We start from the raw sequence: 24,357 nt of genomic DNA, 5'->3' as shown, positions 1-24,357 counted from the left end.
CCTGCATCACGGCCTGGGCCGTGTGGTTTTCCGAGGCGATCATTTCCAGGCCGCGCTGCTGGCGGGCCAGCTCAGCATCGATCCGCTGCGCCACCTCCGGATCCAGCGAAGCAAGGGACTCGGTCAGCGATGCCGGTGCCAGTGATTCATAAGTCTTGTTGCTCATTACTCGACGTTTCCACCGTTCGCGCTTGCGTAGTCGGCTGCGGAAAGCAGCGGGCCTTCGGACTCGACCTCGACGGTGAAAAGCCAGCCTGCGCCGTATGGATCCTCGTTCAGGATGGCAGGGTTGTCCGCTGCTTCCTGGTTGACCTCGACGATGGTGCCGGTGACCGGCGAGTACAGGTCGGAGACCGACTTGGTGGACTCGACTTCGCCGCAGGTCTCGCCGGCGGTGACGGTGTCTCCGACCTCTGGCAGGTCTACGTAGACAACGTCGCCCAGCGCGTCGGCAGCAATCTGGGTGATGCCGATCTTGGCTGGGGACGATGCGTCGATCCACTCGTGCTCGGCCGAGTAGCGCAACGATGACAGAACTTTACTCACGATTTTTCCTCTCCCAAGGGGAAATAGGGGGCGTTAGGCTATGCCCTCTTTGTTTAACGTTACTTGGCGCGCGTGTAGAACGGCAGTTCCACGACAACAAATGGCAAAGTCTTACCTCGCAGGTCGACTTCCAGCTCGGTTCCCACTTCGCTGAAGGCCGCATCGACGTAGCCCAGGCCGACCGGGTAGCCCAGGGTCGGCGAAGGTTGACCGGAGGTGATCTCTCCGATGACGGCGCCGTCCTTGACGATGGCGTAGCCGCCGCGGCCTGCGCGCTTGCCCAGGCCCTTCAGGCCCACCAGCTTGCGGGCAGGGGTCTGCTCGCGCACTGCCTCCAGCGCGGAGCGGCCGACGAAGTCCTCTTCCTTCTTGAAGGAGACCACCGCGCCGAGGCCCGCGTCGAACGGGGTGCGCTCCAGCGAGAGCTCGTTGCCGTACAGCGGCATGCCGGCTTCCAGGCGCAGCGAGTCGCGGGCAGCCAGGCCGCACGGAACCAGCTCATGGTCCTTGCCGATCTCCACGATGGTGTCCCACAGGCCGGCGGCGTCGGCGTTCTTGATGATCAGCTCGAAGCCATCCTCGCCGGTGTAGCCGGTGCGGGCCAGGATGGCGTCCACCCCGCCGAGCTTCATGTAGGCGGCCGAGTAGTACTTCATCTCGGTGACGATAGCTGCGCCGGCCTCGTCGGCGGCGAGCTTGGCCACGATGGCCTCGGCGTTCGGTCCCTGGACCGCGATCAGCGATTCATCAGCGGAAGCGTCCTGCACCTGCGCGTCGAAGCCCTCGGCGCGCTTGGCCAGCTCGGCGGCGACCACCGGGGCGTTGCCGGCGTTCGGCACCACCAGGTACTTTTCGTCTTCCATGCGGTAGACGATCAGGTCGTCGATGATCTTGCCGGCTTCGTTCAGGATCAGCGAGTACTTGGCCTTGCCGACCTTCATCAGGGCGAAGTTGCCGGCCAGCGCGGTGTTCAGCGCGCTGGCTGCCTGCGGGCCGGAAACCCAGACCTCGCCCATGTGGGACAGGTCGAACAGGCCCGCGGTGGCGCGCACCGCCTTGTGCTCTGCCAGTTCCGAACCGTACTTCAGCGGCATGTCCCAGCCGCCGAAGTCGGTGAAGCTCGCGCCCAGGGCTTCGTGCTTGCCGTGCAGCGCGGTGTGCTTGGTGATGGTTTCAGTCATTGCGATGTTCCTAGTCTTCGAAGGCTTCTGGAGCAGGGCAGGAGCAGATGAGGTTGCGGTCGCCGCCGGCGCCGTCGATGCGGCCCACAGCAGGGAAGTACTTGTCCACCTTGAGGCTGGCGACCGGGAAGGCTGCCTGCTCGACGGTGTACTTGCGGTCCCAACCGCTGTTGACCACTGCCGCCACGGTGTGCGGGGCACGGCGCAGCGGGGATTCGGCCAGCTCGTAGACGCCGGCCAGCACTTCTTCCATTTCCTGGCGGATGGTGATCATGGCTTCGATGAAGCGCTCGATCTCTGCCAGGTCCTCCGACTCGGTCGGCTCCACCATCAGGGTGCCGGCGACCGGGAAAGCCAGGGTCGGTGCGTGGAAGCCGAAGTCGATCAGTCGCTTGGCCACGTCTTCTGCGGTGACGCCGGTCTTGGCGGTGACTTCGCGCAGGTCCAGGATGCACTCGTGCGCAACCAGTTCCTTGTTGCCGGTAAACAGGATCGGGAAGTGCTCATTCAGGCGCTTGGCGATGTAGTTCGCGTTCAAGATCGCGTGCTTGGTGGCGCTGGTCAGGCCCTCGCCGCCCATCATCGCGATGTAGGCCCAAGAGATCGGCAGCACGCCGGCCGAGCCGAAGGCGGTGGCGACCACTGGCACGCCGTCGCGCTCGGAGTAGGTGCCCGAGGCGTCGCCCGGCAGGAACGGCACCAGGTGCTCGCCCACGCCGATCGGGCCGACGCCCGGACCGCCGCCGCCGTGCGGGATGCAGAAGGTCTTGTGCAGGTTCAGGTGCGAGACGTCGCCGCCGAACTTGCCCGGCTGGGCGAGACCCACCAGGGCGTTCATGTTCGCGCCGTCGATGTAGACCTGTCCCCCGGCGTCGTGGATCTTGCCGCAGACCTCGCGCACGTCGGCGTCGTACACGCCGTGGGTGGACGGGTAGGTGATCATGATCGCGGCCAGCACGTCCTTGTTGGCCTCGATCTTGGCATCCAGGTCGCCGGCGTCGATGGTGCCGTCGGCTGCGGTCTTGACGACCACAACCTTCATGCCGGCCAGCACTGCCGAGGCGGCGTTGGTGCCGTGGGCCGAGGCGGGGATCAGGCAGACGTTGCGCTGCGACTCGCCGCGCGAAGCATGGTAGTCGGAGATCGCCAGCAGGCCTGCGTACTCGCCCTGGGAGCCGGCGTTCGGCTGGATGGAGACGCCGGCGTAGCCGGTGATCGCGGTCAGGCGGCCTTCCAGGTCGGTGATCAACTCGCGCCAACCGGCGGTCTGCGCTGCCGGGGCGTACGGGTGGATGGAGGCGAACTCAGGCCAGGTGATGGATTCCATCTCGGCGGCCGAGTTCAGCTTCATGGTGCACGAGCCCAGCGGGATCATGGTGCGGTCCAGGGCCAGGTCGCGGTCCGAGAGGCGGCGCAGGTAGCGCATCATCTGGGTCTCGGAGGAGATGGTGTTGAAGATCGGGTGGGTCAGGTAGGCGCTGGTGCGCACCTGGCCCTCGGGGATCTCGAAGCCTTCCGGTGCTGACAGTTCCACGCCGAAGACGCCGGCCAGGGCCTTGACGGTGGCGGAGGTGGTGGTCTCGTCGGTGGAGATGCCGACCTGGGTGCCGGAGACCTTGCGCAGGTTGATGCCTGCATCGTTGGCCTTGGCAATGACTTCCTCGGCGTCCTTGACGGTCACGACCACGGTGTCGAAGAAGGCCTGCGATGCCAGTTCGAAGCCGCCGGCGACCAGGGAGCTGGCCAGCACGCGGGCGTGGTTGTGGGCGCGGGTGGCGATCTGCTTCAGGCCTGCAGGGCCGTGGTAGACGGCGTACATCGAGGCGCAGATGGCCAGCAGCGCCTGGGCGGTGCAGATGTTGGAGGTGGCCTTCTCGCGGCGGATGTGCTGCTCGCGGGTCTGCAGGGCCAGGCGATAGGCGTTGGTGCCGGCGTCGTCGGTGGAGACACCCACCAGGCGGCCCGGCATGGAACGCTCAAGTCCCTTGGCCACGGCCATGTAGGCGGCGTGCGGGCCGCCGAAGAACAGCGGCACGCCGAAGCGCTGGGTGTTGCCGACCGCGATGTCGGCTCCCTGCTCGCCCGGGGCGGCGATCATGGTCAGCGAGAGCAGGTCGGCGATCACGGTGACCATCGCGCCGGCGGCCTTGGCGGCGGCGATGACCTCGGCGTGGTCGGCGATCGAGCCGTCGTTGCCCGGCTGCTGCAGCACGATGCCCGAGATGTCGCCTTCCGGCAAGCCCGCGGACAGGTCGGCGACCTCGACCTCGAAGCCCAGCGCATCGGCACGGCCCTGCACGACCTTGATGGTCTGCGGGAAGATGTTGGAGTCCAGCACGGTCTTGCCGTTGGACTTCTTCTTGTTGGCGCGGCGCATCATCAGCACGGCTTCGGCGGCGGCGGAGGATTCGTCCAGCAGCGAGGCGTTGGCGATCGGCATGCCGGTCAAGTCCATGACCATGGTCTGGAAGTTCAGCAGGGCTTCGAGGCGGCCCTGGGAGATCTCAGGCTGGTACGGGGTGTAGGCGGTGTACCAGGCCGGGTTCTCGACGATGTTGCGGCGGATGACTGCCGGGGTGATGGTGTCGTAGAAACCCTGGCCGATCATCTGGGTCTTCATGACGTTCTTGGAGGCCAGCTCACGCAGGTGGGCCAGTGCCTCGGTCTCGGTCAGTGCATCCGGGATGTCCAGAGCGGCATCTTGGCGGATGTCGGCGGGAACTGCCGTGTCGATCAGCTCGTCCAGGCTGTTGTAGCCAAGGGTCTGGAGCATGGTCTCGACGTCGGACTGACGCGGGCCGATATGGCGGGACACGAATTCGCTGTTCGTGTTAGCAGAAGTCTGCGTGATGGTCATGGTGCAGGTGTCTCCATGGGGATCTGTCTTGGCGCATGCCAAAGGAAGGTCGCTGTCCCTCCCCATCCCTGTTGCACAACCTGAGAGTTTTACGCAGCCGGCCTACCAAACCGGTTGCTTGCACCTTCGGTGAACCGGAACAGGCCGGTTACTTTCCAGAGTTGCCTCTTGATGGCGGTACGGGTGCCTGAGAGTTTCCTGGGGAGGAATTGCTCCTACGGCGCCCGTCCATGGTGTGAACGGGACTCTCCCGCCATCCTTCTATGGCTTCGGTTGCGGGCCAATGACCCACAACACACCTCCCATGGTACCCGCCCCGGGGCCAACTGCAAACAATCTTTCGGCCCCGGAGCCCCTGCATGACGAGCGCTAGCTGCTTTCCGCGCCCAGCCGGATGTAGTCCGGGTATTTTGCGCTCAGGCTGTCCCCCGAGGAAGTGCCTGTCAGGCGGCGTTTGACCCATGGAGCCAGGTATTCCCGGGCCCAGCCGAGGTCCTGGCGCAGCTTCTGACCGGGGGCGTTCACCGCAGCCGCTGGCAGCACCGGAACTTCGATGTCGGAGGACCAATTGCCCTCGGTGACGCCGTGGGTTCCGAGCACGTCCAGCACCTTGGCGGCCATGAGCGTGTGGCCAGCGGTGCCCATGTGCAGGCGGTCCACGGCCCAGTAGCGCACGTCCGAGAATTCGCGCCAACGCCAGTAGTCGGCGACCAGGGTGTTGTAGCGGTCGGCGATCTCGCGCACCTTTTCGTTGTAGATCGCGGTGCGCGGGCGGGTCTTGGAGAACAGCGGCGAGTCGACGGTGTCGAAGCCGGTGAACAGCAGCACGGTGATCCCGGCATCGGCGAAGCGCTTGACCATGCTGTCGTAGCTGCGCATCAGCGCCTCGAGGTCGGCCTTGGGCCGCAGGATGTCGTTGCCGCCGGCGTAGAGGGAGACCACGTCGGGCTTCATGGACAGCGCCTGGTCCATCTGCTGGTTGATCACCTGCCCGATCTTCTTGCCGCGGATCGCGAGGTTCGCGTATTCCCAGTCGCCGCGGGCGCACAGCACCTCGGCCACCCGGTCCGCCCAGCCGCGCACTTGGTTGGGGCGCAGCGGATCGTCGTCGCCAACGCCTTCGGTGAAGGAGTCCCCCATTGCCAGAAACTTTGCCATGCTCTTCCTCCTAGCCCTTGGCCTGCATCATTTTGCCGATAACCACCTGGCGCGCCAGCTGGCTGAGCTGCACGCCCGTGGAAATGCTCTTCTCGCCCTCGTTGCGCGACGGAATGTAGGCGAAGCCGAGCTGGTAGGCCGGATCGGCGAAGGCCAGCGAGGAGTTCGCCCCGTCGTGGCCGTAGGCGAAGATCGAACCATAGTCGTTGCGGGCGGTGGCCTTCATGAATCCCAGGGCAAAGGCCTGGAGCAGCCCGTTGGTGCGGTCGTGCCCGTAGACGAGCTCCGCGGATACCCGGGACCAGGTGTCCTCGCTCAGGAACCCCCGGGCGGCGCCAAGTGAGGGCACCGGGCCGAAGGAGGCCGCGTAGATGGCCGCCAGCGACTGGGCATCGGCGACGCCGCCCATGGAGGCCGGGCCGAGCCTGCGGACCTGCCGGGAGTTGGCCAGCTCGTGCCAGTTGTAGACCGGACCGCTGTCCAGCGCGAACCCGGAGGCCGAGTTGACTGCCAGGCCTGCCGGGGAGAAGGGGTCGAAGAATGCCGGTTCGGCCGGGGCGGCGGGGAGCACGTCACGGTAGCGCGGTTCCAGCGAGTCGTCCTGCCCGATATACGCGTCCACGCCCAGGGGCTTGCGGATGCGTTCCTCGAAGACCTCTTTCAGCTCTTTGCCGGTGACCCGGCGGACCAGTTCCTCCATGAGCACACCCATGGTGATGGCGTGGTAGCCCACGATGTTCTGGCCCAGCGGCCAGATGCTCGGCATGGTGGCGAGGATCTTGGCATATTCCAAGGAGTTCAGCAACACCTGACTGGGCGCCCCGCCGGGGACGCCCAGCACTCCGGCCTGGTGGCTGAGCACTTCCCCGACGCTCAGTTTGCCCTTGCCGTGGGTGCCGAATTCGGGCCAGTAGTCGGTGATCGGGGCGACCGGATCGATCAGCCCGTCCTGGACCAGCAGGGCGATGACCAGTGCGCTGAGCCCTTTGGTGCAGGAGAACACGCAGGTGAGCGCATCCCCCGAAAGGTGCTCCCCCACGCTGTGGCTCAACACCAGGGCGCCGCGGTGGTACACGGCCAGCTGCGCCGAGTAGCCGTCCTCCACTGCGGCACGGTCCTGCAGCGCCTGCGCGAGCGGGGCAAAGTCGTCAGTTATGACCGATTCCATCTAAATCCTTCGAAAGCATGTCTCTTTGCAACTAACACTAGTAGCCGCAGCGGAAATTCGCGTTCTCCGGCGAAATCATGCCTGAACCATAAGTTCCTCAAAGAGCCATTCTCAATAAACGGAGGAATATCCTCCGAAAAAGGCCGGAACGACAAGCATTTATTGCTGTTAGCATAGTGATCGATTTCGCCCATTGAATAGACGACGACAAAATATGTCGCATTCTTCAGCTCGAATCGAAGATTGGAAAGGCTCATCCGCCTATGACTGCAACCCGAGAAGACTCAACTCCAGGCGGACAACCCGCCGAACTCAAGCGGGTCATCGGCCCCAAACTCCTGATGTTCCTCATCATCGGCGACATCATCGGCGCAGGCATCTTCGCGATCACCGGCAAGGTCGCCGGACAGGTCGGCGGCGCCGCCTGGCTGCCGTTCCTGATCGCCTTCGCCATTGCGACGCTGACCGCCTTCAGCTACATGGAGCTGGTCACCAAGTATCCTCACGCGGCGGGCGCTGCTTTGTATATTCACAAGGCCTTCGGCATACATTTCGTCACCTTTCTGGTGGCCTTCACGGTGGCCTGCTCCGGCATCACCAGCGCCGCGACCTCGGCCACCCTGGTTGGGCAGAACCTGCTGATCGGCTTCGGCCAATTCATCGAGGGCGTGCCGACCACACCCGAAGCCGGTATGTTCGCCGCCATCGCGATCATCGTGATCCTGGCCCTGATCAACCTGCGCGGCGTCGGGGAATCGGTCAAGTTCAACATGGTGCTCACGGTGATCTCCCTGAGCATCATGGCAGTGATCATCTCCATCGGCATCGGCGCCATCGCCAGCGGCCACGGCGACATCAGCCGACTGGTGGTCTTCGAGGCCCCCGAGGACCGCAGCCTGTTCGCAGCGGTCACCATGGGCACCGCCATCGCGTTCTTCGCGATGGTCGGCTTCGAGGATTCGGTGAATCTGGTCGAGGAAACCAAGAACCCCAACAAGACCTTCCCGCGCATCATGCTCATCAGCCTGGGCATCTGCGCCGTGATCTACATGCTCGTCGCGGTCACCATCATCATGGTGATCCCCACCGGCGACCTGCTGAACCCGAAGAATCCTGACGCGGGCATCCTGCTCGATGTCGTGCGCATCGGCGCCCCGGGCCTGCCGGTGGACGCGATCTTCCCGTTCCTGACGGTCTTCGCCGTGGTCAACACCGCCTTGATGAACATGCTCATGGCCAGCCGCCTGCTCTACGGCATGGCCCGCCAGGGTGTGCTGCCGCAGGTGCTGGGCAAGGTGCATTCCAAGCGTCGCACCCCGACGCTATCGATCATCTTCACCACGCTGCTGGCCATCGCGCTGGTGGTCTACGTGAACCTGGATACCGAAAGCGGGATCGTCGGCTCGCTCGGCGGCACCACCGCCCTGTTGCTGCTGGTGGTCTTCACGATGGTCAATATCGCACTGCTGGTGCTGCGCCGCGACAAGGCGCCGGAGGATTCCTTCCGCGCACCGACGATCATCCCGATCCTCGGCGCCGCCACCAGCGCTTTCCTGATCGGGCCATGGGCCCGCTCGCGCGCGGACTGGGTGCAGTATGAGATTGCGGGGCTGCTGCTGGCCCTTGGCGTCGCGCTCTGGGCGGTCAACTGGCTGGCCAACCGCATCAACTACAAAAAGGGCAACATCTCCTCGGGGCACTTCTAGCAATCCGCCCCGGCAAAACGGCAAAGGCACGAACCCTGCGGGGTTCGTGCCTTCGCCGTTTGGGGCGGGATGCCCATCGCCTTGCGGCTACTGCTGGACGGTTTCCTGGCGGAAGCGCAGCTTCCAGCCGCTCTCGGTGCGCTGCCACCATGAGGAGACCACGAGGATCGGCAAGCCCTCGACCTTCATGCGGTAGGCCAGCAGGGCCAGATCCCTGTCGACCTCGCGGGCGGTGAGCACCTGCACCTCGCCGGTGGCAGGCAGCTGCGCCCCGGCTTCGAGCTGGGTGCGCACCGTGGCGACATCCAGCAGCCCCCCGCCGCGAGTGACTTCCTGGTATCCCGGATGCAGGAAATCGCTCAGCTCGGCGAAGCTGGTGCGGATCTGCGGGTCGAGGAAGCCCAGTTCAAGTTCATAGATCGTGGCAGCCGTATCCTGGGCGGACTTGGGAGCGGTTGCTTCAGCGGGGGCGGCAGGGGCTGCGGTGGAAGCTGCCGCGGCAGATGCCGCTCCGGCGGTGTAACCGGGGCCCGGGTCCGGCGCAGTGCCTTGCTGGTGCGCGGTGGCGGCGGCACGGGCACGGTCGTCGGCAGCTTCGTTCAGGTCATGCCCGGCGTGGCCCTTGACCCATTCAAAGGTGTACTTGCGGTCCTTGATCGCCGCATCCAATTCCTTGAGGATCTCCTGGTTCAGCACCGGTTTGCCGTCGGCCTTTTTCCAGCCGCGCTTTTTCCATCCCGGCATCCACTTGCTGATGCAGTTGATGGCGTACTGGGAGTCGCACAGGATCTTCAGTTCCTGCTCCGGGTACTGGGCGGTGGCGCGGAAGAGTTCGAGGACCGCCTGCAGCTCGCCCATGTTGTTGGTTCCATGGTCCCAGCCGCCGGAGGCCCAGTTCGCCTCGTCGATGTACCAGGCCCAGCCTGCCGGGCCGGGGTTTCCTAGGGCTGATCCGTCTGCCGCTGCGGTGATCGTCATGGCTTTAATCCTGCCACCTGACCTCCCCCGCCGCCTAAAGAGACGTGCGAAGGCTCCGGAGTCCTTGCGCCGCGCCAACGCCGCGGCGCTGGCGATGGTCCGTAGGATGGTGAACTGTGAAAAAGATTCTGCCGCTCCTCGTTGTTGCGACCCTGGGCCTGGCCGCCTGCTCGGGTCCGTCGCCCGACGACCTGCGCCGCAGCGATCCCGAGGGCAGCACCGCGTGCATCCACTACGGCGGCAGCCTGACCGCCCCGGGCGATATCGGGCAGACGAATCGGCAAAAGGCCGCCGAGCATGGCTCGGCGGCCTCCACCGATTCGATCCGCAACGCGGTATCGACAGATGCATCAGGTCAGCCCGTGATCACCGACGACGAGGCGTTTGCCGCGGCGTGCGAGCAGCAGGGCTTCGACTTCAAGAGGTAGCCCGGCCGCTGCCGGCTATTTTCCTTCCAGCGGGTACAGCGGGTTGTGGCCTGCTGCGACGCGTTCCTCGGTGCGGACTTCGCCCGGAGCGGTGCCGCCCAGGAATGGGCCGTTGTCCGCCAGCTCGTCGCGGTTATGGGATTCGAGCCAGTTGGACAGGTCCGGGCCTTTGGGCACGATCTGCGTTGGATTGATGTCCTCGTGGACCTTGTAGTAGTGGTCCTTGATCTGCTCGAAGTCCACGGTGTCGCCGAAGCCCGGGGTCTGGAACAGGTCGCGGGCGTAGCCCCAGAGGTTCGGCATCTCGATCAGCTTGTTGCGGTTGGCCTTGAAGTGTCCGTGGTAGACCGGGTCGAAGCGGGTCAGCGTGGTGAACAGGCGCACGTCGGCTTCGGAGATGTAGTCGCCCATGAGGAAGCGGCGGGTGGCCAGGCGTTCTTCGAGGTAGTCGAGGGTGGTGAAGATCCGGTCGTAGGCGTCCTCATAGGCGTCCTGCGTACCGGCGAAGCCCGCACGGTAGACGCCGTTGTTGACCTCGGTGAAGATGCGCTTGATCAGCGGGAGCATCTCGTCGAGCTGGTCCTCCATGACCAGGTCCGGGGCTCCTTCGCGGTGGAACTGCTTCCACTGCGTGGAGAAGTCCCAGGTGATCTGCGGGTAGTCGTTGGTGACCACCGCGCCGCTGGGGATGTCCACGATGGCCGGGACGGTGATGCCACGGGGATAGTCGGCGAAGCGCTTGAAGTAGTTCTCCTGCAGGCGTTCGGTGCCCAGCACCGGGTCCTTGCCGCCCTCGTCCAGATCAAACCGCCAGCTGCGCACGTCGTGGGTCGGACCTGGCAGGCCCACCGAAATCGCATCCTCCAGGCCCAGCAGGCGGCGCACGATCAGCGTGCGGTTGGCCCACGGGCAGGCGCGGGCGGCCACCAAGCGGTAGCGCCCTGCTTCGACCTGCCAGAGCTGGGCGCCTTCGCCCAGGGCCGCATTCGGGTGCCCGATCTTGCTTACCGGCTCCCCGTGGGAGAACGCCTCTGGCCGCGGATCGGCAACGATGCGGTCCTGGATGTAGTTGGTATCGCGCGTGAATTCACTGCCCGTGACGTACGCGCCCTTGGTTGAATAGTCCTGCGACATGCTCGATCCTCCACAATCTTTGGCTTGGTTGCCCGCTCTGGGGCAAGTTCTCGGGTGATACGGCAAACGGCGGGAAGGCCTGGTACAAGCTTCCCGCCGTTTGCACTTGAACGCTAGGCCGTTCAGGCAGCGTGCAATTAGGCGCTGACGGATGCGGCGGCGCGCACCGAATTCATGGCTTCGGTCCAGGCCAGCAGCTGCTCGAACATCGGCTGCACCGAAGCGGCGCCCTCCGCGGTCGGCTTGAAGTTCGAGAAGTTCTCGAAGTCGGTGAACAGGGAGAACAGGCCGGTCTTCTGCACGTGGGCTACCTGCAGCTCGGAGAGGATGCCGCGCAGGTGCTCGATGGAGCGGGCGCCCAGGGCCGAACCGTAGCCCACCAGGCCGGCGGCCTTGTTGTTCAGCTCGACGTTGATGTAGCTCAGCGCGTTGGCCAGCGCAGGGGAGACCGAGTGGTTGTACTCCGGGGTGACGAAGATGTAGCCGTCGAACTCGTTCATCTTGGCGGCCCAGGCCTTGGCATGCTCGCCCTGGTAGTTCTGGTAGGCGGCCGGGAAGGCTTCGTCCAGCACCGGCAGGTTGAAGTCCGCGATGTCTACAAGCTCGAAGTCGGTGCCGCCAAATGCCTGCGCCTGCTCCAGCACCCACTGGGCAACGCTGATGTTGTTGCGGCCTGGACGAGTAGAACCGGTAACGATGGCGATCTTCGACATAGTATTTTCTCCTTGGGGAAGTTCGTGCGCCGAACTCTTTAGTTGATGCGTCATCAACTCTTGCTAAATCCAACAATACCAGAGATAATTGATACGTCAACAAATGAGCGCGGACCCGCAGCATGCCGGGTACGCCACGTAGAGAAGGAGCGCCCACGGATGGCTGCCGATGAGACCCGCTGGCTCGATGACAAGGAACAGGCCCTCTGGCGGATTATCCGCGAGTTCCTGTGGCAGTTCCCCAGCGCCATGGACCGCCAGTTGAGCGTGGATTCGAGCATGCAGACCGGCGAGTACTCGGTGCTCGCGGTGCTCTCCGAAGGACCCGCCACCTCCCTGCGCCCGGCGGACATCGCCGACAACCTGCGCTGGGACCGCTCGCGGCTGTCCCACCTGCTGCGCCGCATGGAAGCCAAGGGCATGATCACCCGCTGCTCGGATTCAACCGACCGCCGCGGGCAGCAGATCGAACTGACAGAGGCCGGATGGAAGACCATCCGCGAAGCCGCCCCGAGCCACGTCACCTTCATCCGCGAAAAGCTGTTCGACTCGCTGGACCAGCACGAACGCGCAGCGCTCGAAACCGCGCTGCCCAAGATCCTCGGCGCCCTGGAGACTTGCGAGTCCGACCCGTCCTGCAAGGCGTCCGTCCCCGGCGGCCCGCAGGACTGCGAAGAGGACTAGCCGACCCTGTCGGCGAACTCGCTGTTCGCCACGAGCCGGGCGAAGCGCCCGCCCTGCTCCACCAGCTCGGCGAAGGTTCCGGATTCGACAATCCGCCCGCTATCGAGCACCACGATGCGGTCGGCCCGCAGCACCGTGCTCAGCCGGTGCGCGATCAGCAGCGTAGTGCGCCCGACCGCCAGCTCGTCCAGCGCCTGCTGCACCAGCGCCTCGGTGACGGTATCCAGCGCACTGGTCGCCTCGTCGAGGACCAGCACCTTGGGCCGGCGCAGCATGGTGCGCGCGATGGCAAGGCGCTGCTGTTCCCCGCCGGAGAAGCGGTGTCCGCGCTGGCCCACCGCGGTTTCCAGCCCGTCGGGCAGCGAGCGGATCAGCTCGGCGATCTGCGCCGCTTCCAGCGCCTGCCACAGCTCGGCCTCGCTGGCCCCCGGCGCCGCCCACAACAGGTTCTCCCGCACCGTGGTGTGCAGCAGGTAGCTTTCCTGCGCCACCACCGACACCGCCCGGGAAACCTGCTCGGGGTCCAGCTCGCGCAGGTCGACCCCGTCGAGCAGCACCCGCCCCGAGGTCGGATCCAGCAGCCGCGGAAGCAGCGAGCCCATGGTGGATTTGCCCGACCCGGTCGCCCCGACCACCGCTGTCATGGTTCCCGGCTCCAGCACCAGGTCCAGCGCCTCCAGCGTCGGCGCGGCAGCCCCGGGGTAGCGGAAACCTACCCGCTCCAGCACCACTTCCCCGCGCATCGCCGCGGGATCCAGCCGGCGCGGATGCTCGGGCAGCGGCAGCGCCTGGTCGGTATCCAGGTATTCGAAGACCCTGCCGAACAGCGCCATCGCGGAGATCCACTGCACCGAGATCTGCATCAGCCCCATGACAGGCCGGAAGATGCCTGCCTGCAGCCCGGTGAAGGCCACCAGCGTGCCGATGCTCATCCCGTCGCCGGTGGCCGGCAGCCCCGCCACCAGGTACAGGACCGCGGGAATCACCGCGAAGATGATGCTCATGGCCGCCATGCGCCACCGTCCGGCCAGCGCGCTTTTCATTTCAAGGTCGATCAGCCGGTGGCTGGACTGCGCAAAAGCCGACGCGTCGGCGGCGCCGGTGCCCATGATCTTGGACAGCCGCACCCCGGAGATGCTCAGGCGTTCCTCGATCAGCGAGGTCAGGTTCGACATTTCACGCTGGCGCCGGCCCGTGACGGCGCGGCGCAGCCGGGCGGTCTGCCGGGCCAGGATGATCGCCGGCGGCAGCACCACCAGGGAGATCAGGCTCAGTTTCCAGGAGATCGCGACCATGGCGCAGGCCGTGGCGACCACGGTGGTCAGGTTGGAGGCGATGCTGGTCGCCGAGTTCGTGATCACCGACTGCATCTGGCCAACGTCGTTGATAAGCCGCGACTGCACGTCGCCGGATTTGGAGTTGGTGAAGAATCCCAGCGACTGCTTCTGCAGGTGGGTGAAGAGCCCAGTGCGCAGCCCGTGCATGACCCTCTGCCCCATCAGGGTGGCGCGCCAGGTCTGGACCACCTCCAGCACCGAGGAGACCAGGGCGATCAGCACCAGTCCCCCGGCGCCGGCGAGCAGCAAGTCCACCTCCCGGTTCGGGATGGCGACGTCGATCAGCTCGCGGATGATGAAGGGCTGGGCCAGTCCGATGAGCGAGGAGGCGACGATCAGCAGCACCACCACGATGACCGTGCCCAGATGCGGGCGGAAGAGCGCGGCGATGCGCTTGACGGAGACCGGGTGCTCAGCCAGCCACTTCTTGTCGTCGGCGCTGCGCGCCGCCGAAGCCGGCGGCCTTCCGCCGCCCATTGGCGCCATCGGGTGCATGGGTGCTCCCTTCCACTGGTTGTTCCACTGTGGATTACAGAATAGCAGAGGTTACCTCACTATGTGGTTACATCTTGAAACTGTTCGGGAAAACACACTATCCTTGACCCTATGCACACCGATGAGTCCAAGCCTGACTTGACCGATCTATTCCTGCAGGCGTCCCGGACCATCCGCGGCCGCTGGCGCGACAGCCTGATCCCCGCGGGCGTCACCCCGCACCAGTCCCGGGTGCTGTCCATCCTGGGCCGCGCCGAGGAGCAGGGGCTACGCAACTCCCAGCTGGCTGAGCGCCTGCACATCGCTGCGCGTTCGACCACCGAGGTGGTGGACCAGCTCGCGGCCAAGTCACTGGTGCTCCGCACCCCGGATCCGGGCGACCGCCGCGCTACCTTGATTGTGCTCAGCGACGCCGGCCGGGAGCTGCTCGGCGAGCTCTCGGCGCTGCGCAAGAGCAGCATGGACGGCTACTTCGACAAGCTCGGCGCCGAGGACCGCGAGGAGCTCACCCGCCTGCTGGGCATCCTGAACCGAGAGAACCCCCGCCCTCCGCGCGCCGGGACCTGCAAGCCGGGCACCGCAGACCGGACCGCCAACTGACCCCGTCCCGGCGTGGAATGCGCAGAGGCCCCCGCCTGCCGGCGATGTTTCCGGCGGGCGGGAGCCCCTTCCAGCGTGCGGAGGAAGGCTAGTTCTCCTGCTTGCCCCGGCGCCAGTAGCCCATGAACGCCACCTGCTTGCGGTCGATGCCCGCGTCGCGCACCAGGTAGCGGCGCAGCTCCTTCACGGTGCCAGCCTCCCCGGCGATCCAGGCGTAGAACGGGGCGGACTGGGCCTGGCCGGTTTCCCACAGGATGTCCTCGTCCACGTTGATGTCCTCCGGGTCCGCGGTGGTCTGCACCACGCCGGCGCCCGGGATGGCCACGGCGCCGCGGACCGCGTCGCGCAGCAGCGAGCCGTGCTCCGCGGTGCCGCGCGTCAGCCACTGCACGGAAATGCCCGAGCGGGTGGTGGTGCCCAGGATGTCGGTGGTTTCCGGCACCTCGATCAACGCGTGACCGGTGACGTTGGCCGGCAGCGATTCAAGGATCGCGCAGATGGCCGGGGCCGCGGTCTCGTCGCCGGCCAGCACGATGCGGGACGCGGCACCCGGGCGGAATTCGATGCCGCCATAGCTGTCGTCGGTCAACGCCTTGTTCGGACCCAGCAGCAGCAGCGGGTCGCCCGGCTGCGCGCGGTCGCCGAACTCGGTGGCAGGACCGCCCTGCAGCCGCCCGTCCACCACCTTACCGTGCAGCACGAAGTCGATGTCCAGCTCCGGGGTCGTCCCCAGGTTGTCGCGGTGCCCGGCTTCGCGGAACGCGCGCACGGTGTAGGTGCGCATGTAGCCGCGCTGCGCGGGGTCGATGGCCAGCCAACGCTGGTACCAGCCCAGCTGCTCGGCTGGGCTGGTCAGCGCATCCGGGCGCAGGCTGGCGATTTCGCTGTTCGGCCCGAAGCCTGCCTCCGGGGGCAGCAGCAGCTTGATGCGCATGTCCAGCGGGTGGCTGTTGGTGCCGAAGTCCTCCAGGTCCGCGCCGCCCACGGTGAGCCGGCGGAAGGACGGGGATAGCTGCTGGCTGCGCAGGACCGTGGTCTGGAAGGCCAGGGTCTGCAGATGCTCGCGCGCCGGGCGGGCGAGGTTCGGGTCCGCCTCGGCGACGGCCCGGGTGGCGGCCTGCGCCTCCTCCTCGATCACCGCGGAGTCCTGCTCCAGGCCTTCGGCCAGCGCCCGCGGCTCGTTGACCGGCGCGTCGCCGCGGAAGATGCCGTTGGCGGCGAGCACCGATTCGGTGCGCAGCACACGCTGGCGGCCGATGGGCAGCACCAGCGGGGTGCCTGCCACCGGGTCCGGGATGACGCGGCTGGGCATGCCGAACACCGCCTTGACCGTCTTCTCCGTGACCACCTCGGTGGGGTGCCCGGCGGCGTAGATCTTGCCGTCCTTCAGCGCCACCAGGTAGTCGGCGTAGCGGGCTGCCAGGTTCAGATCGTGCAGCACGATGACCACGGTGATGCCGCGGGTGCGGTTCAGCTCGCTGACCACGTCCAGCACTTCCAGCTGGTGGGCCACGTCCAGGAAGGTGGTGGGCTCGTCAAGCAGCAGCAGGTCGGTTTCCTGGGCCAGGGCCATGGCGATCCATACGCGCTGGCGCTGGCCGCCGGAGAGCTCGTCCACCGGGCGGTCGGCCAGGCCGGCGGTGCCGGTCAGCTCCATGGCGCGGTTCACCGCCGCCTCGTCCTCGGCCGAGAAGCGCTTGAACAGGCCCTGGTGCGGGTAGCGGCCGCGGCTGATCAATTCGCGGGAGGTGATCCCGTCCGGGGCGGTGGGCGACTGCGGCAGCAGGCCCAGGGTCTTGGCGACCTCCTTGGCCGGCTTGGAGTGGATGTCCGCACCGTCCAGCAGCACCTGTCCCCCGGCCGGCTTCAGCAGCCGGGACAGGGCGCGCAGCAGCGTGGACTTGCCGCAGCCGTTGGCCCCGACCACGATGCTCACCTGCCCGGCGGGGATGTCCAGTGACAATTCATCGACGATGGTGACCTTGTCGTAGGCCAAGGTCAGCCCGCTAGCCTGCAAAGTGGCCATGGGTTATCCCCCGTTTCCAGTAGAGTTGGCGCGCACCAGCACCCAAATCAGGAACGGTGCGCCGAATGCGCCGGTGATAACGCCCACCGGCAGGTTGATCTGCGCGAACAGGTTCGCGGCAAAGAAATTGGCGACCACTACCAGTGTCGCACCGGTCAGCCCGGCCAGCGGCACATGGATCGCAGAGCGGGACAGCGCGGCGGTGATCGGACCGGCCAGGAAGGCAACGAAGGCCAGCGGCCCGGTGACGGCGATGGGGATCGCACCCAGGGCCACCGCGGTGAAGACCAGCAGCACGCGGGCCCGTCCCACGTGCAAGCCCAGCGCCGCCGCGGCGTCCTCGCCCAGCTCCAGCAGCTTCAGCTGCCTCAGCACCACCGGCAGCAGGAAGATTCCCGCCGCGCCGAGGCCGATGCCCAGCACCGCCGCGCGTTCCCAGGTGCTGGCGGACAGCGAACCGGTCAGCCAGCGCATCGCGTCGCTGGCGGTGTTCACCTCAGTCTGGGTCAGCAGGAACTGGATCAGCGCCTGCAGCATGGCCCCGATGGCCAGGCCGGCCAGGATCAGCCGAGAACCGGTGCGCTGGCCCGAGGCCGACAGCCAGTAGATCACCGCGGCCACGGCCAGGCCCCCGGCGAGCGCGAAGGCGCTCAGCTTCCAGTCGTTCACGCCGAAGACGATCATCGCGGCGATCGCGGCGGCCGAGGCGCCGAAGCCCACGCCGATCACGTCGGGGCTGGCCAGCGGATTGCCCAGCCAGCGCTGGAAGAGCGCGCCGGAGATGCCCAGCCCGGCCCCGGCCAGCGCCCCGACCACCAGCCGCGGCAGCCGGTCCTCCATGAGGATGAAGCTGGTGCCGGGCACGCTCGCCCCGCCCAGCACCTGCAGGACCTCGTCCACCGGGAGCCGGTCGCGGCCCCAGAAGATGTAGGCGGCGGCGGTGGCCAGCAGCACCAGGAGCATCCACAGCGCCGCGATGCGCACCCGTGCGGAGCGGCGGGCCGCGACGCCGGTGGGCCGCCCCGGCTCGTGCCGCCGCGTGGACTGCTCGATGGCGCTCATAGCTTCACCGACTTCATGCCGCTGCGCATCATGATGATGAAGATCGGCCCGCCGAGCATGGCGCACATGACACCGACCTGGATCTCGCTTGGCGGGAGGACCAGCCGTCCGGCGGTGTCCGCGAGCAGCAGCAGGATCGGCCCTGCGAGCAGGCTGGCGGGCATGATCCAGCGGTAGTCCCCGCCCACCAGCAGGCGCACCGCGTGCGGGATCATCAGGCCGACGAAGGCGATGGGCCCGGCCACGGCGATGGCGGTGCCGGCCAGCAGCACCACGCCGACCGAGCCGAGCAGGCGCGCACGGTTCACGTTGATGCCCAGGGCGATCGCGGTGTCCTCGCCCATGGCCACGGCGTTGCAGGCGCGGGCGGTGGACAGCACAACCAGCGCGCCGACGGCGATGACCGGCACTGCCAGCAGGTAGGTTTCCAGGCTTCCGCCGGACAGCGAGCCGATCTGCCACATGCGGAATTCATCCAGCGTGGACTTGGAGATCATCAGAATGGTGTTGGTGATCGAGCCGACGCCCACGGCCAGCGCCGCACCGCCCAGGGCGAGCTTGATCGGGGTGGCGCCCTCGCGCCCCACGCTGGCGACCACGTAGACCAGCGTCATGACCAGCGCCGCGCCGAGGAAGGCCGCCGCCATGACCAGCGGCAGCGAGGCCGCCCCGGCGAGCGCGACCACAACCACCACGGCCAGCGAGGAGCCGGCGTTCAGGCCCAGGATCCCGGTGTCCGCCAGCGGGTTGCGGGTCAGCCCCTGCAACCCGGCGCCGGCCAGGCCCAGGGCGGCGCCCACCACGATGGCCCCGATGGTGCGCGCCATTCGTGATTGCACCACCACTTGGCCCCCGTCTGCGGGGTCGACATTGGACAACGCGGCCAGCACGCTGTCCAGGCCGACGTTGCGGGCCCCGAGCAGCAGCGAAGCGAGGACGGCAGCTGCCAGCACCAGCACCAGCAGCGCGAGGGCACCGAGTTTGCCTCCCAGCCCGGGGCCGGAACGTTGCGCTGCGGGGCGCAATGTACTTTCGGTTGCGGTCATTGCTTCCTACACTCGTTGTCATGGATCATGTTTCTGCGCCCACAGTTCTGGCGCCCGGCATTGCCGTGCTGCGTGCCGACAACCCTTCGGAAATGACGCTCGACGGGACCAATACCTATCTGCTGTTCGCCCCCGAGGCGAGCCTTGCGCCCGGGACTCCGGTGATCGTGATCGATCCCGGCCCCGAGCTGGAGCCGCACCTGCAGGCGCTGGCCGCCTACGACGTGCAGCTGGTGCTGATCACGCACCGCCATCCGGACCACACCGAGGGCATCGACCGCCTGAGCGAACTGACCGGGGCCCCGGTGCGTGCCTTCCTGGAGCAGTTCTGCCGCGGGGCCGAGGTGTTCGCGGACCGGGAGGCCATCGAGGCTGCCGGCACCGCGGTGCGGGTGGAATTCACTCCCGGGCATACCTCGGACTCGGTCTGCTTTGTGAGCATCGGCGCCGAGGAGCACCTGTTCACCGGGGATACCGTGCTGGGCCGGGGCACCACCATCCTGGAGCACCCCGATGGAACGCTGTACGACTACCTGTCCTCGCTGGAGCGCCTGCTGGAGCTGCCGGACATGCCGCTGCATCCCGCCCACGGCGAGCAGCACCGGCAATCCCACCCGCTGCTGGAGGGATACCTGGCGCACCGGGAGGACCGGCTGAACCAGGTGCGCGCCGCGCTGGAGAAGCTCGGCAAGGCCGGGGCGGACGCAAAGCCAGCAGAGCTGCTGGATCTGGTCTACCCCGACCTTGACCCGCGCCTGGCCGGCGCGGCGAGTCATTCCCTTGAGGCGCAATTGCACTACTTGTCGCGAACTGCCTAAGGGCTACTTGGCGGCCGCCGCGTTCTCGGCGGCCTTCACGATATTCGGCACCACGTGCTCCAGCGCCCATTCGATGGACAGCGGGGAGGCCGCGGAGATGGACAAGGTGGCCTGGTCGGTACCCGGCAGGGCCACCGCGTCATTCTTCACGGCGGGGATCTGGCCGTACAGCGGCTGGGCCTTGACGATGTCGTCCACGGTGTTTCCTGCCACGGCGGAGGCGAAGACGACGTCCGCGTCCCATTCGTTGACCTTTTCCGGGGAGACGGTGAAGTAGAAGGCGTCCTTGGCGGCGTTCTCATCCACGTACGGCGCCTGCTTCATGCCCAGCGCGGTCAGGAATCGCGGACGGGTGTCCCCGGTGGAGTACACGTAGGAGGTCTCCGGCGAGGAGAGGTCGGCCGCGATGAAGGTGGAATCCTTCAGCACCGGGTTCTGGTCCCCCACGGCCGCCATCTTGCCCTCGATCTCCGAGATCAAGGCGGTGGCCTGGTCCTGCTTGCCCAGCATCTGGCCCGCCGCTTCGGTGGCGTCCTGCCAGCTGGTGGTGTAGTTGGCTTCGATCGGCCCGACGACCTTGGCGATCTTTTCCAGCTTTTCGTATTCTTCCTGCGTCATGCCCGAGTACGGGGCGAAGATGACGTCCGGCTTCAGTTCGGCGATGCCGGTGAAGTCGATGCCGTCGGCGATGTCGAACTGCTTCGGGGCCTTCTCGGAGCCGATGGACGCGCCCAGCTCGGCCAGCGCGGCGTCCTTCCAGTCCGTGGAGTTGTTGGCGTTCTGCCCGTAGGTGTCGGTGTCCATGCCGGCCGGCACGGTGTCCAGTGCCAGCAGGGTGTCGGCGTTGACCCAGGAGATGGTCGCGATGGTTTCCGGCACCTCGGTGATTTCGGTTTCCCCGTAGATGTTCTTGATGGTCACCGGGCTGAAGTCTGCCGAGGCCGACGGCGCGGCCGAGGAATTGGCGCCGGGTTCGGCGCTGGAGCCGCAGGCGGTCAGGCTCAGGGCGAGGATGGCGGCGGAGGCGGCGAAGATGCCGGTGCGGCGCGAGATATTCATGGGCGGGGTTATCCAGACTATGCGAGGTTCCGTGAACTGTGAATTCGAATAGGTAAGGCATGCCTACCCGAACCACAGGTCACAATACGCGTTTTCGTCCGCATTACGCAACACGGTTAATCCCTAATCGGAGAAAATCTGGGCTTTTCGGGTATCCGTCCCCTACCTTGGAGCCCCGGAAATACCTGCTAGGCGCGCTCGGCGAGCAGCCGGCGGGGGTTGGCCACGCTGATGGCCGCGCGGATCAGCACCAGGCCCAGCACCACGGCCAGGATGACCACCAGCACCGTCAGCGGCTTGATCAGCACCGCAACGCCGGCCAGCGGCAGGACCAGCACCACCGAGGCGATGGCAAAGCCGATCGAAGCGGTCAGCGCCGGGATCATCAGCGATTTGGTACGGGCCGCATTCATCACCTCGTAGCCCATGCCCAGCTTGTGCAGTCCGTCGTAGAGGTCCGCGCGGTCCAGGGTGCTGGCGCTCTGCGAAATCGAGGCCGACGCGGCCACGCAAACAAAAGTAATAACCAGGGTCAGCAGCACGCCGGTGAGGATGTCCTGCGGCAGGTAGTCGAACCAGGTGCCGGTCGACTCCTGACCGTTGCCCATGCTCATCAGCGCCGCCCCGCTGCCGCCGACCACGGCGACGAAGGAGGCCATCGCGACGCCTGACACCTGGCGCCAGGATTCGCCGGGGTTCTCCAGGATCATGCGGGCCGCCAGCAGCTGCTCCGGCTTGACCGCCTTCTTCAGCTTGCTCCGCCCGACCGTGGCCACCAGCCACGGCCCTGCCAGGTTCAGCACCAGCAGGCCGAAGCCGAAGCCCAGGATGATCACCGCGATGATGGTGCCGAATTCCTGGCTCACCACACCGATGTTGGTGAAGACGAAGTAGAGCAGCGCCACCGAGCCCACCGTGACCAGCACCCGGATCCAGCTGGGCACCGGCACGCTTTGCCGGGTGGCCACGGCCAGCGGGGTGATGATGAGCTTGCGCAGCCCGGCCAGCGAGCTGATCACCGCCAGCAGCACGATGACCACCACCGCGATGGCCACCGCCCACCAGGGCAGGTAGATGGCGTCACCCAGCGGCGCGCCCTGGAAGCGGGTCATCGCCACCAGCGGCGAGGAGGCCAGGTACAGCACCACGCCCGCCAAGGCCCCGGCCAAGGCGGTGCCGGCGGCCTGCAGCAGCGAGACGCTGCGGATCTGGCCGCCGGTCGCGCCCAGCAGCCGCAGAGAGGACAACGCGCGGTCCTGCGTGCGCGCCGACAGCCGGGCAGCGGCCGAGCCGAGCACCATCAGCGGCACGGCCAGCAGCACCACCGCGAATCCCGCCAGCGGCAGGTAGGTCGCCTGGACTTCGCGTTCGAAGCTGGTGAACGAGTAGGCGCCGCCCAGCACGATCAGCAGCATCGCGCTGACCATGGCGTAGGCGCTGACGGTCAGGATCTGCGACGAGCTGCGCGTCGAGGAGGGACGGCCCAGCATCCAGGCCAGGTGCACCGAATTCATGACCAGGCTCCTGCCTGGCGCTCCTGGCGCGCCGTGCCGTCCAGCAACCGGCCGTCGCTCAGGTGCACGATCCGGTCGCAGCGTTCGGCCACCGTGCGGTCGTGGGTGACCATGACCAGCGACTTGCCGGCGCCGACGGTGCAGTCCAGCAGGGTTTCCAGCACCTCGGCGCCGGTGGCCGAGTCCAGCGCTCCGGTCGGCTCGTCGGCGAAGACCACGCTGGCGCCGGTCACCTGGGCGCGGGCGATGGCCACACGCTGCTGCTGGCCGCCGGAGAGCTGCCCGATGCGGCGCTCCTCCATGCCCGCCAGCCCCAGCTGCGCCAGCGCCCGGGCGGCGCGGTCCATCGCGTTGGAACGCGGCACCGCGTTGATCATCAGCGCCATGGCCACGTTCTCGATGGCTGTCAGCTCCGGGATCAGCAGCCCGGATTGGAATACGAAGCCGAAGGCCTCGCGGCGCAGCTTGGTGCGGGGCTTGTCCTTGAGCGATTCGATCTGCACCGGGGCGCTCCCCGGCAAATTCAGCGTGATCTGCCCGGAGTCCGGCAGGTCGATTCCGGCCAGCGCGTGCAGCAGGGTGGACTTGCCGGATCCCGACGGGCCCATGATGGCCAGCGACTGGCCCAGCTGGATGTCGAGGTTCACGTTGTCCAGGGCAGCGGTGCTGCCGAAGTTGCGGTACAGGCCGCGGGCGGAGATGACTGCCGGGCGTCCCAAGGAATTTTCTAGCATGCTTCCATGTTTTCAATGTCGGCGGCCGGGCGCATCGTCTCGGGGAGCGAAACCGGCCGGCCCGGGCACATACCCTGGTATGAGGCCCGCGCCTCGCGCTCCATCCCCCGGCAGGAGGAACACCGGATCCATGAAGCTGGAACTGTACTCGCAGCCGTTCTGCGCGCCCTGCGTCAGCACCAGGTCGCTGGTCCGCCGCGTCCAGCGGCTGCTGCCGGACCTGGAGGTCGAGGAAATCAACGTGGTCGAGCAGGTGCGGCGCGGCGAGGAGCTGGGCATCACTTCGACCCCGGTGATCCGCCTGCTGGTCGACGGGCAGGAGCGGTTCCGCGGCGGGCAGCCGCCCACCCTGAACCAGCTGCTGGCCGCCATCGCCCGCGCCAGCGACTAGCCTCACGCGGGATTGGATGCGCAGATGCACGGTTGCGCTCCTTTTGTGGGGGAGAATAGAGCACGTGATTACAGTGCCCGGTGTCAGCCATGAATGCTTCGAACGAGTTCTCGCCGATTCGTCCAACCGCATCGAGTGGCTCCGGGCCCGGTCGCAGGGCATCACCGCGACCGACGTGGCCAAGCTTTCCACCGAGAAGTCGATCAAGAACGCCGCATGGGACAAGCTCTACGGCAACGGCTTCTCCGGGAACCCCTACACGGACCACGGCCGCAAGCGCGAGCCGGTGATCGCCGCCTGGGTCCAGGAGAACTTCAACATCTTCCCTTCCACCCAGCTGTTCCACGCCCAGCACTCCCGACTGCACTTGGCCACCCCCGACGGCCTCGGGTTCGACGCGGCAGGGGTGCCGGTGCTCGCGGAAATCAAGACCACCAACAAGCCGTTCAAGAAGATCCCGAAGAACTACCTGCGCCAGGTGCTCTGGCAGCAGCACGTCATCGGTGCCGAGCGCACCCTGTTCGTCTGGGAGGAGCACGACAACTTCGTCCCGCTGCGCGACACCCCGGAGTACCTGTGGGTCGAACGCGATGACGACCTCATCCGGGACCTGATCGACAAGGCCGAGTCGCTGATCTCGGCCCTGCGCGACGCCACCGCCCGGCAGCAGCGCTACAACGACTACGGGCCGGCCGCGCTGCGGCTCTAGTCCAGGCCGGCCG

The 24,357-nt window shown here is 66.8% G+C and carries 22 protein-coding genes, 1 pseudogene and 1 riboswitch; of the genes and pseudogenes, 7 read left to right on the top strand and 16 right to left on the bottom strand.

Annotated elements, in window-relative coordinates:
- The 6 genes and pseudogenes from RF641_RS07155 to RF641_RS07130 all read right to left on the bottom strand — a co-directional run.
- Nucleotides 1–166, bottom strand: a pseudogene (locus RF641_RS07155) (serine hydroxymethyltransferase); the annotation flags it as partial.
- Entirely contained in the window at nucleotides 166–546 is a 381-nt protein-coding gene (gene gcvH / locus RF641_RS07150) for a glycine cleavage system protein GcvH (RefSeq protein ID WP_113608166.1), read from the bottom strand. The gene gcvH and the pseudogene RF641_RS07155, both read right to left, overlap by 1 nt.
- Nucleotides 547–605: 59 nt before the next feature.
- The gene (gene gcvT, locus RF641_RS07145; RefSeq protein ID WP_424572856.1) at nucleotides 606–1,727 is read right to left on the bottom strand and encodes a glycine cleavage system aminomethyltransferase GcvT; all 1,122 of its coding nucleotides are present in this window, start codon (nucleotides 1,725–1,727) and stop codon (nucleotides 606–608) included.
- Nucleotides 1,728–1,737: 10 nt separating this feature from the next.
- Nucleotides 1,738–4,584, bottom strand: coding sequence for an aminomethyl-transferring glycine dehydrogenase (gene gcvP / locus RF641_RS07140; RefSeq protein ID WP_181728198.1), 2,847 nt, complete (start codon nucleotides 4,582–4,584; stop codon nucleotides 1,738–1,740).
- Nucleotides 4,585–4,749: 165 nt separating this feature from the next.
- Nucleotides 4,750–4,847: riboswitch (glycine riboswitch) on the bottom strand.
- A gap of 106 nt (nucleotides 4,848–4,953) precedes the next feature.
- Nucleotides 4,954–5,742, bottom strand: coding sequence for an SGNH/GDSL hydrolase family protein (locus RF641_RS07135; protein ID WP_120991858.1), 789 nt, complete (start codon nucleotides 5,740–5,742; stop codon nucleotides 4,954–4,956).
- Between the two features lie 10 nt (nucleotides 5,743–5,752).
- Nucleotides 5,753–6,910, bottom strand: coding sequence for a serine hydrolase domain-containing protein (locus RF641_RS07130; RefSeq protein WP_424572855.1), 1,158 nt, complete (start codon nucleotides 6,908–6,910; stop codon nucleotides 5,753–5,755).
- A 263-nt stretch (nucleotides 6,911–7,173) separates the two neighbouring features.
- Between RF641_RS07130 and RF641_RS07125 the strand changes: the two genes are divergently transcribed.
- On the top strand, nucleotides 7,174–8,616 hold the full coding sequence (locus RF641_RS07125; protein WP_424572854.1) for an APC family permease: 1,443 nt from the start codon (nucleotides 7,174–7,176) through the stop codon (nucleotides 8,614–8,616).
- Between the two features lie 87 nt (nucleotides 8,617–8,703).
- On the opposite strand, the gene RF641_RS07120 is transcribed toward RF641_RS07125, so the two are convergent.
- Nucleotides 8,704–9,594, bottom strand: coding sequence for an RNase H family protein (locus RF641_RS07120; RefSeq protein ID WP_120991859.1), 891 nt, complete (start codon nucleotides 9,592–9,594; stop codon nucleotides 8,704–8,706).
- A 116-nt stretch (nucleotides 9,595–9,710) separates the two neighbouring features.
- On the opposite strand from RF641_RS07120, the gene RF641_RS07115 reads away from it, so the two are divergent.
- Entirely contained in the window at nucleotides 9,711–10,022 is a 312-nt protein-coding gene (locus RF641_RS07115; protein WP_047119954.1) for a hypothetical protein, read from the top strand.
- 15 nt (nucleotides 10,023–10,037) lie between these two features.
- On the opposite strand, the gene RF641_RS07110 is transcribed toward RF641_RS07115, so the two are convergent.
- On the bottom strand, nucleotides 10,038–11,156 hold the full coding sequence (locus tag RF641_RS07110) for a glutathione S-transferase C-terminal domain-containing protein (protein WP_424572853.1): 1,119 nt from the start codon (nucleotides 11,154–11,156) through the stop codon (nucleotides 10,038–10,040).
- A gap of 137 nt (nucleotides 11,157–11,293) precedes the next feature.
- The gene (locus RF641_RS07105) at nucleotides 11,294–11,869 is read right to left on the bottom strand and encodes an NADPH-dependent FMN reductase (RefSeq protein ID WP_424572852.1); all 576 of its coding nucleotides are present in this window, start codon (nucleotides 11,867–11,869) and stop codon (nucleotides 11,294–11,296) included.
- A 159-nt stretch (nucleotides 11,870–12,028) separates the two neighbouring features.
- Here RF641_RS07105 and RF641_RS07100 point away from each other — a divergent pair, with 159 nt between their 5' ends.
- A complete protein-coding gene (locus tag RF641_RS07100; protein WP_047119957.1) occupies nucleotides 12,029–12,553 on the top strand; it encodes a MarR family winged helix-turn-helix transcriptional regulator in 525 nt (174 codons plus the stop codon).
- Here RF641_RS07100 and RF641_RS07095 read toward each other — a convergent pair.
- A complete protein-coding gene (locus tag RF641_RS07095) occupies nucleotides 12,550–14,385 on the bottom strand; it encodes an ABC transporter ATP-binding protein (protein WP_113608163.1) in 1,836 nt (611 codons plus the stop codon). The two genes, RF641_RS07100 and RF641_RS07095, sit on opposite strands and share 4 nt — an antisense overlap.
- Before the next feature lie 111 nt (nucleotides 14,386–14,496).
- Here RF641_RS07095 and RF641_RS07090 point away from each other — a divergent pair, with 111 nt between their 5' ends.
- Nucleotides 14,497–14,985, top strand: a complete 489-nt coding sequence (locus RF641_RS07090; protein WP_047119959.1) for a MarR family winged helix-turn-helix transcriptional regulator — start codon at nucleotides 14,497–14,499, stop codon at nucleotides 14,983–14,985.
- Nucleotides 14,986–15,073: 88 nt separating this feature from the next.
- Here RF641_RS07090 and RF641_RS07085 read toward each other — a convergent pair whose 3' ends face one another.
- From RF641_RS07085 to RF641_RS07075, 3 genes are read right to left on the bottom strand one after another with little or no spacing between them, the layout of a single operon-like run.
- Nucleotides 15,074–17,011, bottom strand: a complete 1,938-nt coding sequence (locus RF641_RS07085) for an SIP domain-containing protein (RefSeq protein WP_113608162.1) — start codon at nucleotides 17,009–17,011, stop codon at nucleotides 15,074–15,076.
- A 3-nt stretch (nucleotides 17,012–17,014) separates the two neighbouring features.
- Entirely contained in the window at nucleotides 17,015–18,073 is a 1,059-nt protein-coding gene (locus tag RF641_RS07080; RefSeq protein WP_113608161.1) for a FecCD family ABC transporter permease, read from the bottom strand.
- Nucleotides 18,070–19,119 carry a FecCD family ABC transporter permease gene (locus tag RF641_RS07075; RefSeq protein WP_424572851.1) on the bottom strand — a complete coding sequence of 350 codons (1,050 nt, stop codon included), beginning with the start codon at nucleotides 19,117–19,119 and terminating at the stop codon, nucleotides 18,070–18,072. The genes RF641_RS07080 and RF641_RS07075 overlap by 4 nt, the downstream gene beginning before the upstream one ends.
- Nucleotides 19,120–19,139: 20 nt before the next feature.
- Between RF641_RS07075 and RF641_RS07070 the strand changes: the two genes are divergently transcribed.
- Nucleotides 19,140–19,937, top strand: a complete 798-nt coding sequence (locus RF641_RS07070) for an MBL fold metallo-hydrolase (RefSeq protein WP_424572850.1) — start codon at nucleotides 19,140–19,142, stop codon at nucleotides 19,935–19,937.
- Nucleotides 19,938–19,940: 3 nt separating this feature from the next.
- On the opposite strand, the gene RF641_RS07065 is transcribed toward RF641_RS07070, so the two are convergent.
- From RF641_RS07065 to RF641_RS07055, 3 genes are all read right to left on the bottom strand, one after another.
- Nucleotides 19,941–20,996 carry an ABC transporter substrate-binding protein gene (locus RF641_RS07065; RefSeq protein ID WP_047119963.1) on the bottom strand — a complete coding sequence of 352 codons (1,056 nt, stop codon included), beginning with the start codon at nucleotides 20,994–20,996 and terminating at the stop codon, nucleotides 19,941–19,943.
- Between the two features lie 188 nt (nucleotides 20,997–21,184).
- Entirely contained in the window at nucleotides 21,185–22,510 is a 1,326-nt protein-coding gene (locus RF641_RS07060) for an FtsX-like permease family protein (RefSeq protein WP_424572849.1), read from the bottom strand.
- Nucleotides 22,507–23,244: an ABC transporter ATP-binding protein gene (locus RF641_RS07055; protein WP_047119965.1), complete on the bottom strand. Its 738-nt coding sequence runs from the start codon at nucleotides 23,242–23,244 to the stop codon at nucleotides 22,507–22,509. The genes RF641_RS07060 and RF641_RS07055 overlap by 4 nt, the downstream gene beginning before the upstream one ends.
- A 130-nt stretch (nucleotides 23,245–23,374) precedes the next feature.
- Between RF641_RS07055 and RF641_RS07050 the strand changes: the two genes are divergently transcribed.
- Together RF641_RS07050 and RF641_RS07045 are read left to right on the top strand one after the other, a co-directional pair.
- Nucleotides 23,375–23,635 carry a glutaredoxin family protein gene (locus RF641_RS07050; protein WP_052772476.1) on the top strand — a complete coding sequence of 87 codons (261 nt, stop codon included), beginning with the start codon at nucleotides 23,375–23,377 and terminating at the stop codon, nucleotides 23,633–23,635.
- A 64-nt stretch (nucleotides 23,636–23,699) separates the two neighbouring features.
- On the top strand, nucleotides 23,700–24,344 hold the full coding sequence (locus RF641_RS07045) for a YqaJ viral recombinase family protein (RefSeq protein WP_231735906.1): 645 nt from the start codon (nucleotides 23,700–23,702) through the stop codon (nucleotides 24,342–24,344).
- Nucleotides 24,345–24,357: the final 13 nt, after the last annotated feature.

Source organism: Arthrobacter sp. 'calajunan', assembly GCF_046940185.1.
GTDB classification, from domain to species: Bacteria; Actinomycetota; Actinomycetes; order Actinomycetales; family Micrococcaceae; genus Glutamicibacter; species Glutamicibacter soli.
The sequence above is the reverse complement of the archived record's forward strand: the minus strand, read 5'-3'. Positions and strand labels throughout refer to the sequence as shown.

Bases quoted from the DNA above. Each gene is read 5' to 3' on its own strand.
- RF641_RS07050 (WP_052772476.1), top strand. From the start codon at position 23,375: ATGAAGCTGGAACTGTACTCGCAGCCGTTCTGCGCGCCCTGCGTCAGC.
- RF641_RS07085 (WP_113608162.1), bottom strand. From the start codon at position 17,011: ATGGCCACTTTGCAGGCTAGCGGGCTGACCTTGGCCTACGACAAGGTC.
- RF641_RS07055 (WP_047119965.1), bottom strand. From the start codon at position 23,244: ATGCTAGAAAATTCCTTGGGACGCCCGGCAGTCATCTCCGCCCGCGGC.
- RF641_RS07120 (WP_120991859.1), bottom strand. From the start codon at position 9,594: ATGACGATCACCGCAGCGGCAGACGGATCAGCCCTAGGAAACCCCGGC.
- RF641_RS07110 (WP_424572853.1), bottom strand. From the start codon at position 11,156: ATGTCGCAGGACTATTCAACCAAGGGCGCGTACGTCACGGGCAGTGAA.
- RF641_RS07080 (WP_113608161.1), bottom strand. From the start codon at position 18,073: ATGAGCGCCATCGAGCAGTCCACGCGGCGGCACGAGCCGGGGCGGCCC.
- RF641_RS07135 (WP_120991858.1), bottom strand. From the start codon at position 5,742: ATGGCAAAGTTTCTGGCAATGGGGGACTCCTTCACCGAAGGCGTTGGC.
- RF641_RS07095 (WP_113608163.1), bottom strand. From the start codon at position 14,385: ATGCACCCGATGGCGCCAATGGGCGGCGGAAGGCCGCCGGCTTCGGCG.
- RF641_RS07075 (WP_424572851.1), bottom strand. From the start codon at position 19,119: ATGACCGCAACCGAAAGTACATTGCGCCCCGCAGCGCAACGTTCCGGC.
- RF641_RS07070 (WP_424572850.1), top strand. From the start codon at position 19,140: ATGGATCATGTTTCTGCGCCCACAGTTCTGGCGCCCGGCATTGCCGTG.
- gcvP (WP_181728198.1), bottom strand. From the start codon at position 4,584: ATGACCATCACGCAGACTTCTGCTAACACGAACAGCGAATTCGTGTCC.
- RF641_RS07130 (WP_424572855.1), bottom strand. From the start codon at position 6,910: ATGGAATCGGTCATAACTGACGACTTTGCCCCGCTCGCGCAGGCGCTG.
- RF641_RS07105 (WP_424572852.1), bottom strand. From the start codon at position 11,869: ATGTCGAAGATCGCCATCGTTACCGGTTCTACTCGTCCAGGCCGCAAC.
- RF641_RS07060 (WP_424572849.1), bottom strand. From the start codon at position 22,510: ATGAATTCGGTGCACCTGGCCTGGATGCTGGGCCGTCCCTCCTCGACG.
- RF641_RS07090 (WP_047119959.1), top strand. From the start codon at position 14,497: ATGCACACCGATGAGTCCAAGCCTGACTTGACCGATCTATTCCTGCAG.
- RF641_RS07100 (WP_047119957.1), top strand. From the start codon at position 12,029: ATGGCTGCCGATGAGACCCGCTGGCTCGATGACAAGGAACAGGCCCTC.
- RF641_RS07065 (WP_047119963.1), bottom strand. From the start codon at position 20,996: ATGAATATCTCGCGCCGCACCGGCATCTTCGCCGCCTCCGCCGCCATC.
- gcvT (WP_424572856.1), bottom strand. From the start codon at position 1,727: ATGACTGAAACCATCACCAAGCACACCGCGCTGCACGGCAAGCACGAA.
- RF641_RS07125 (WP_424572854.1), top strand. From the start codon at position 7,174: ATGACTGCAACCCGAGAAGACTCAACTCCAGGCGGACAACCCGCCGAA.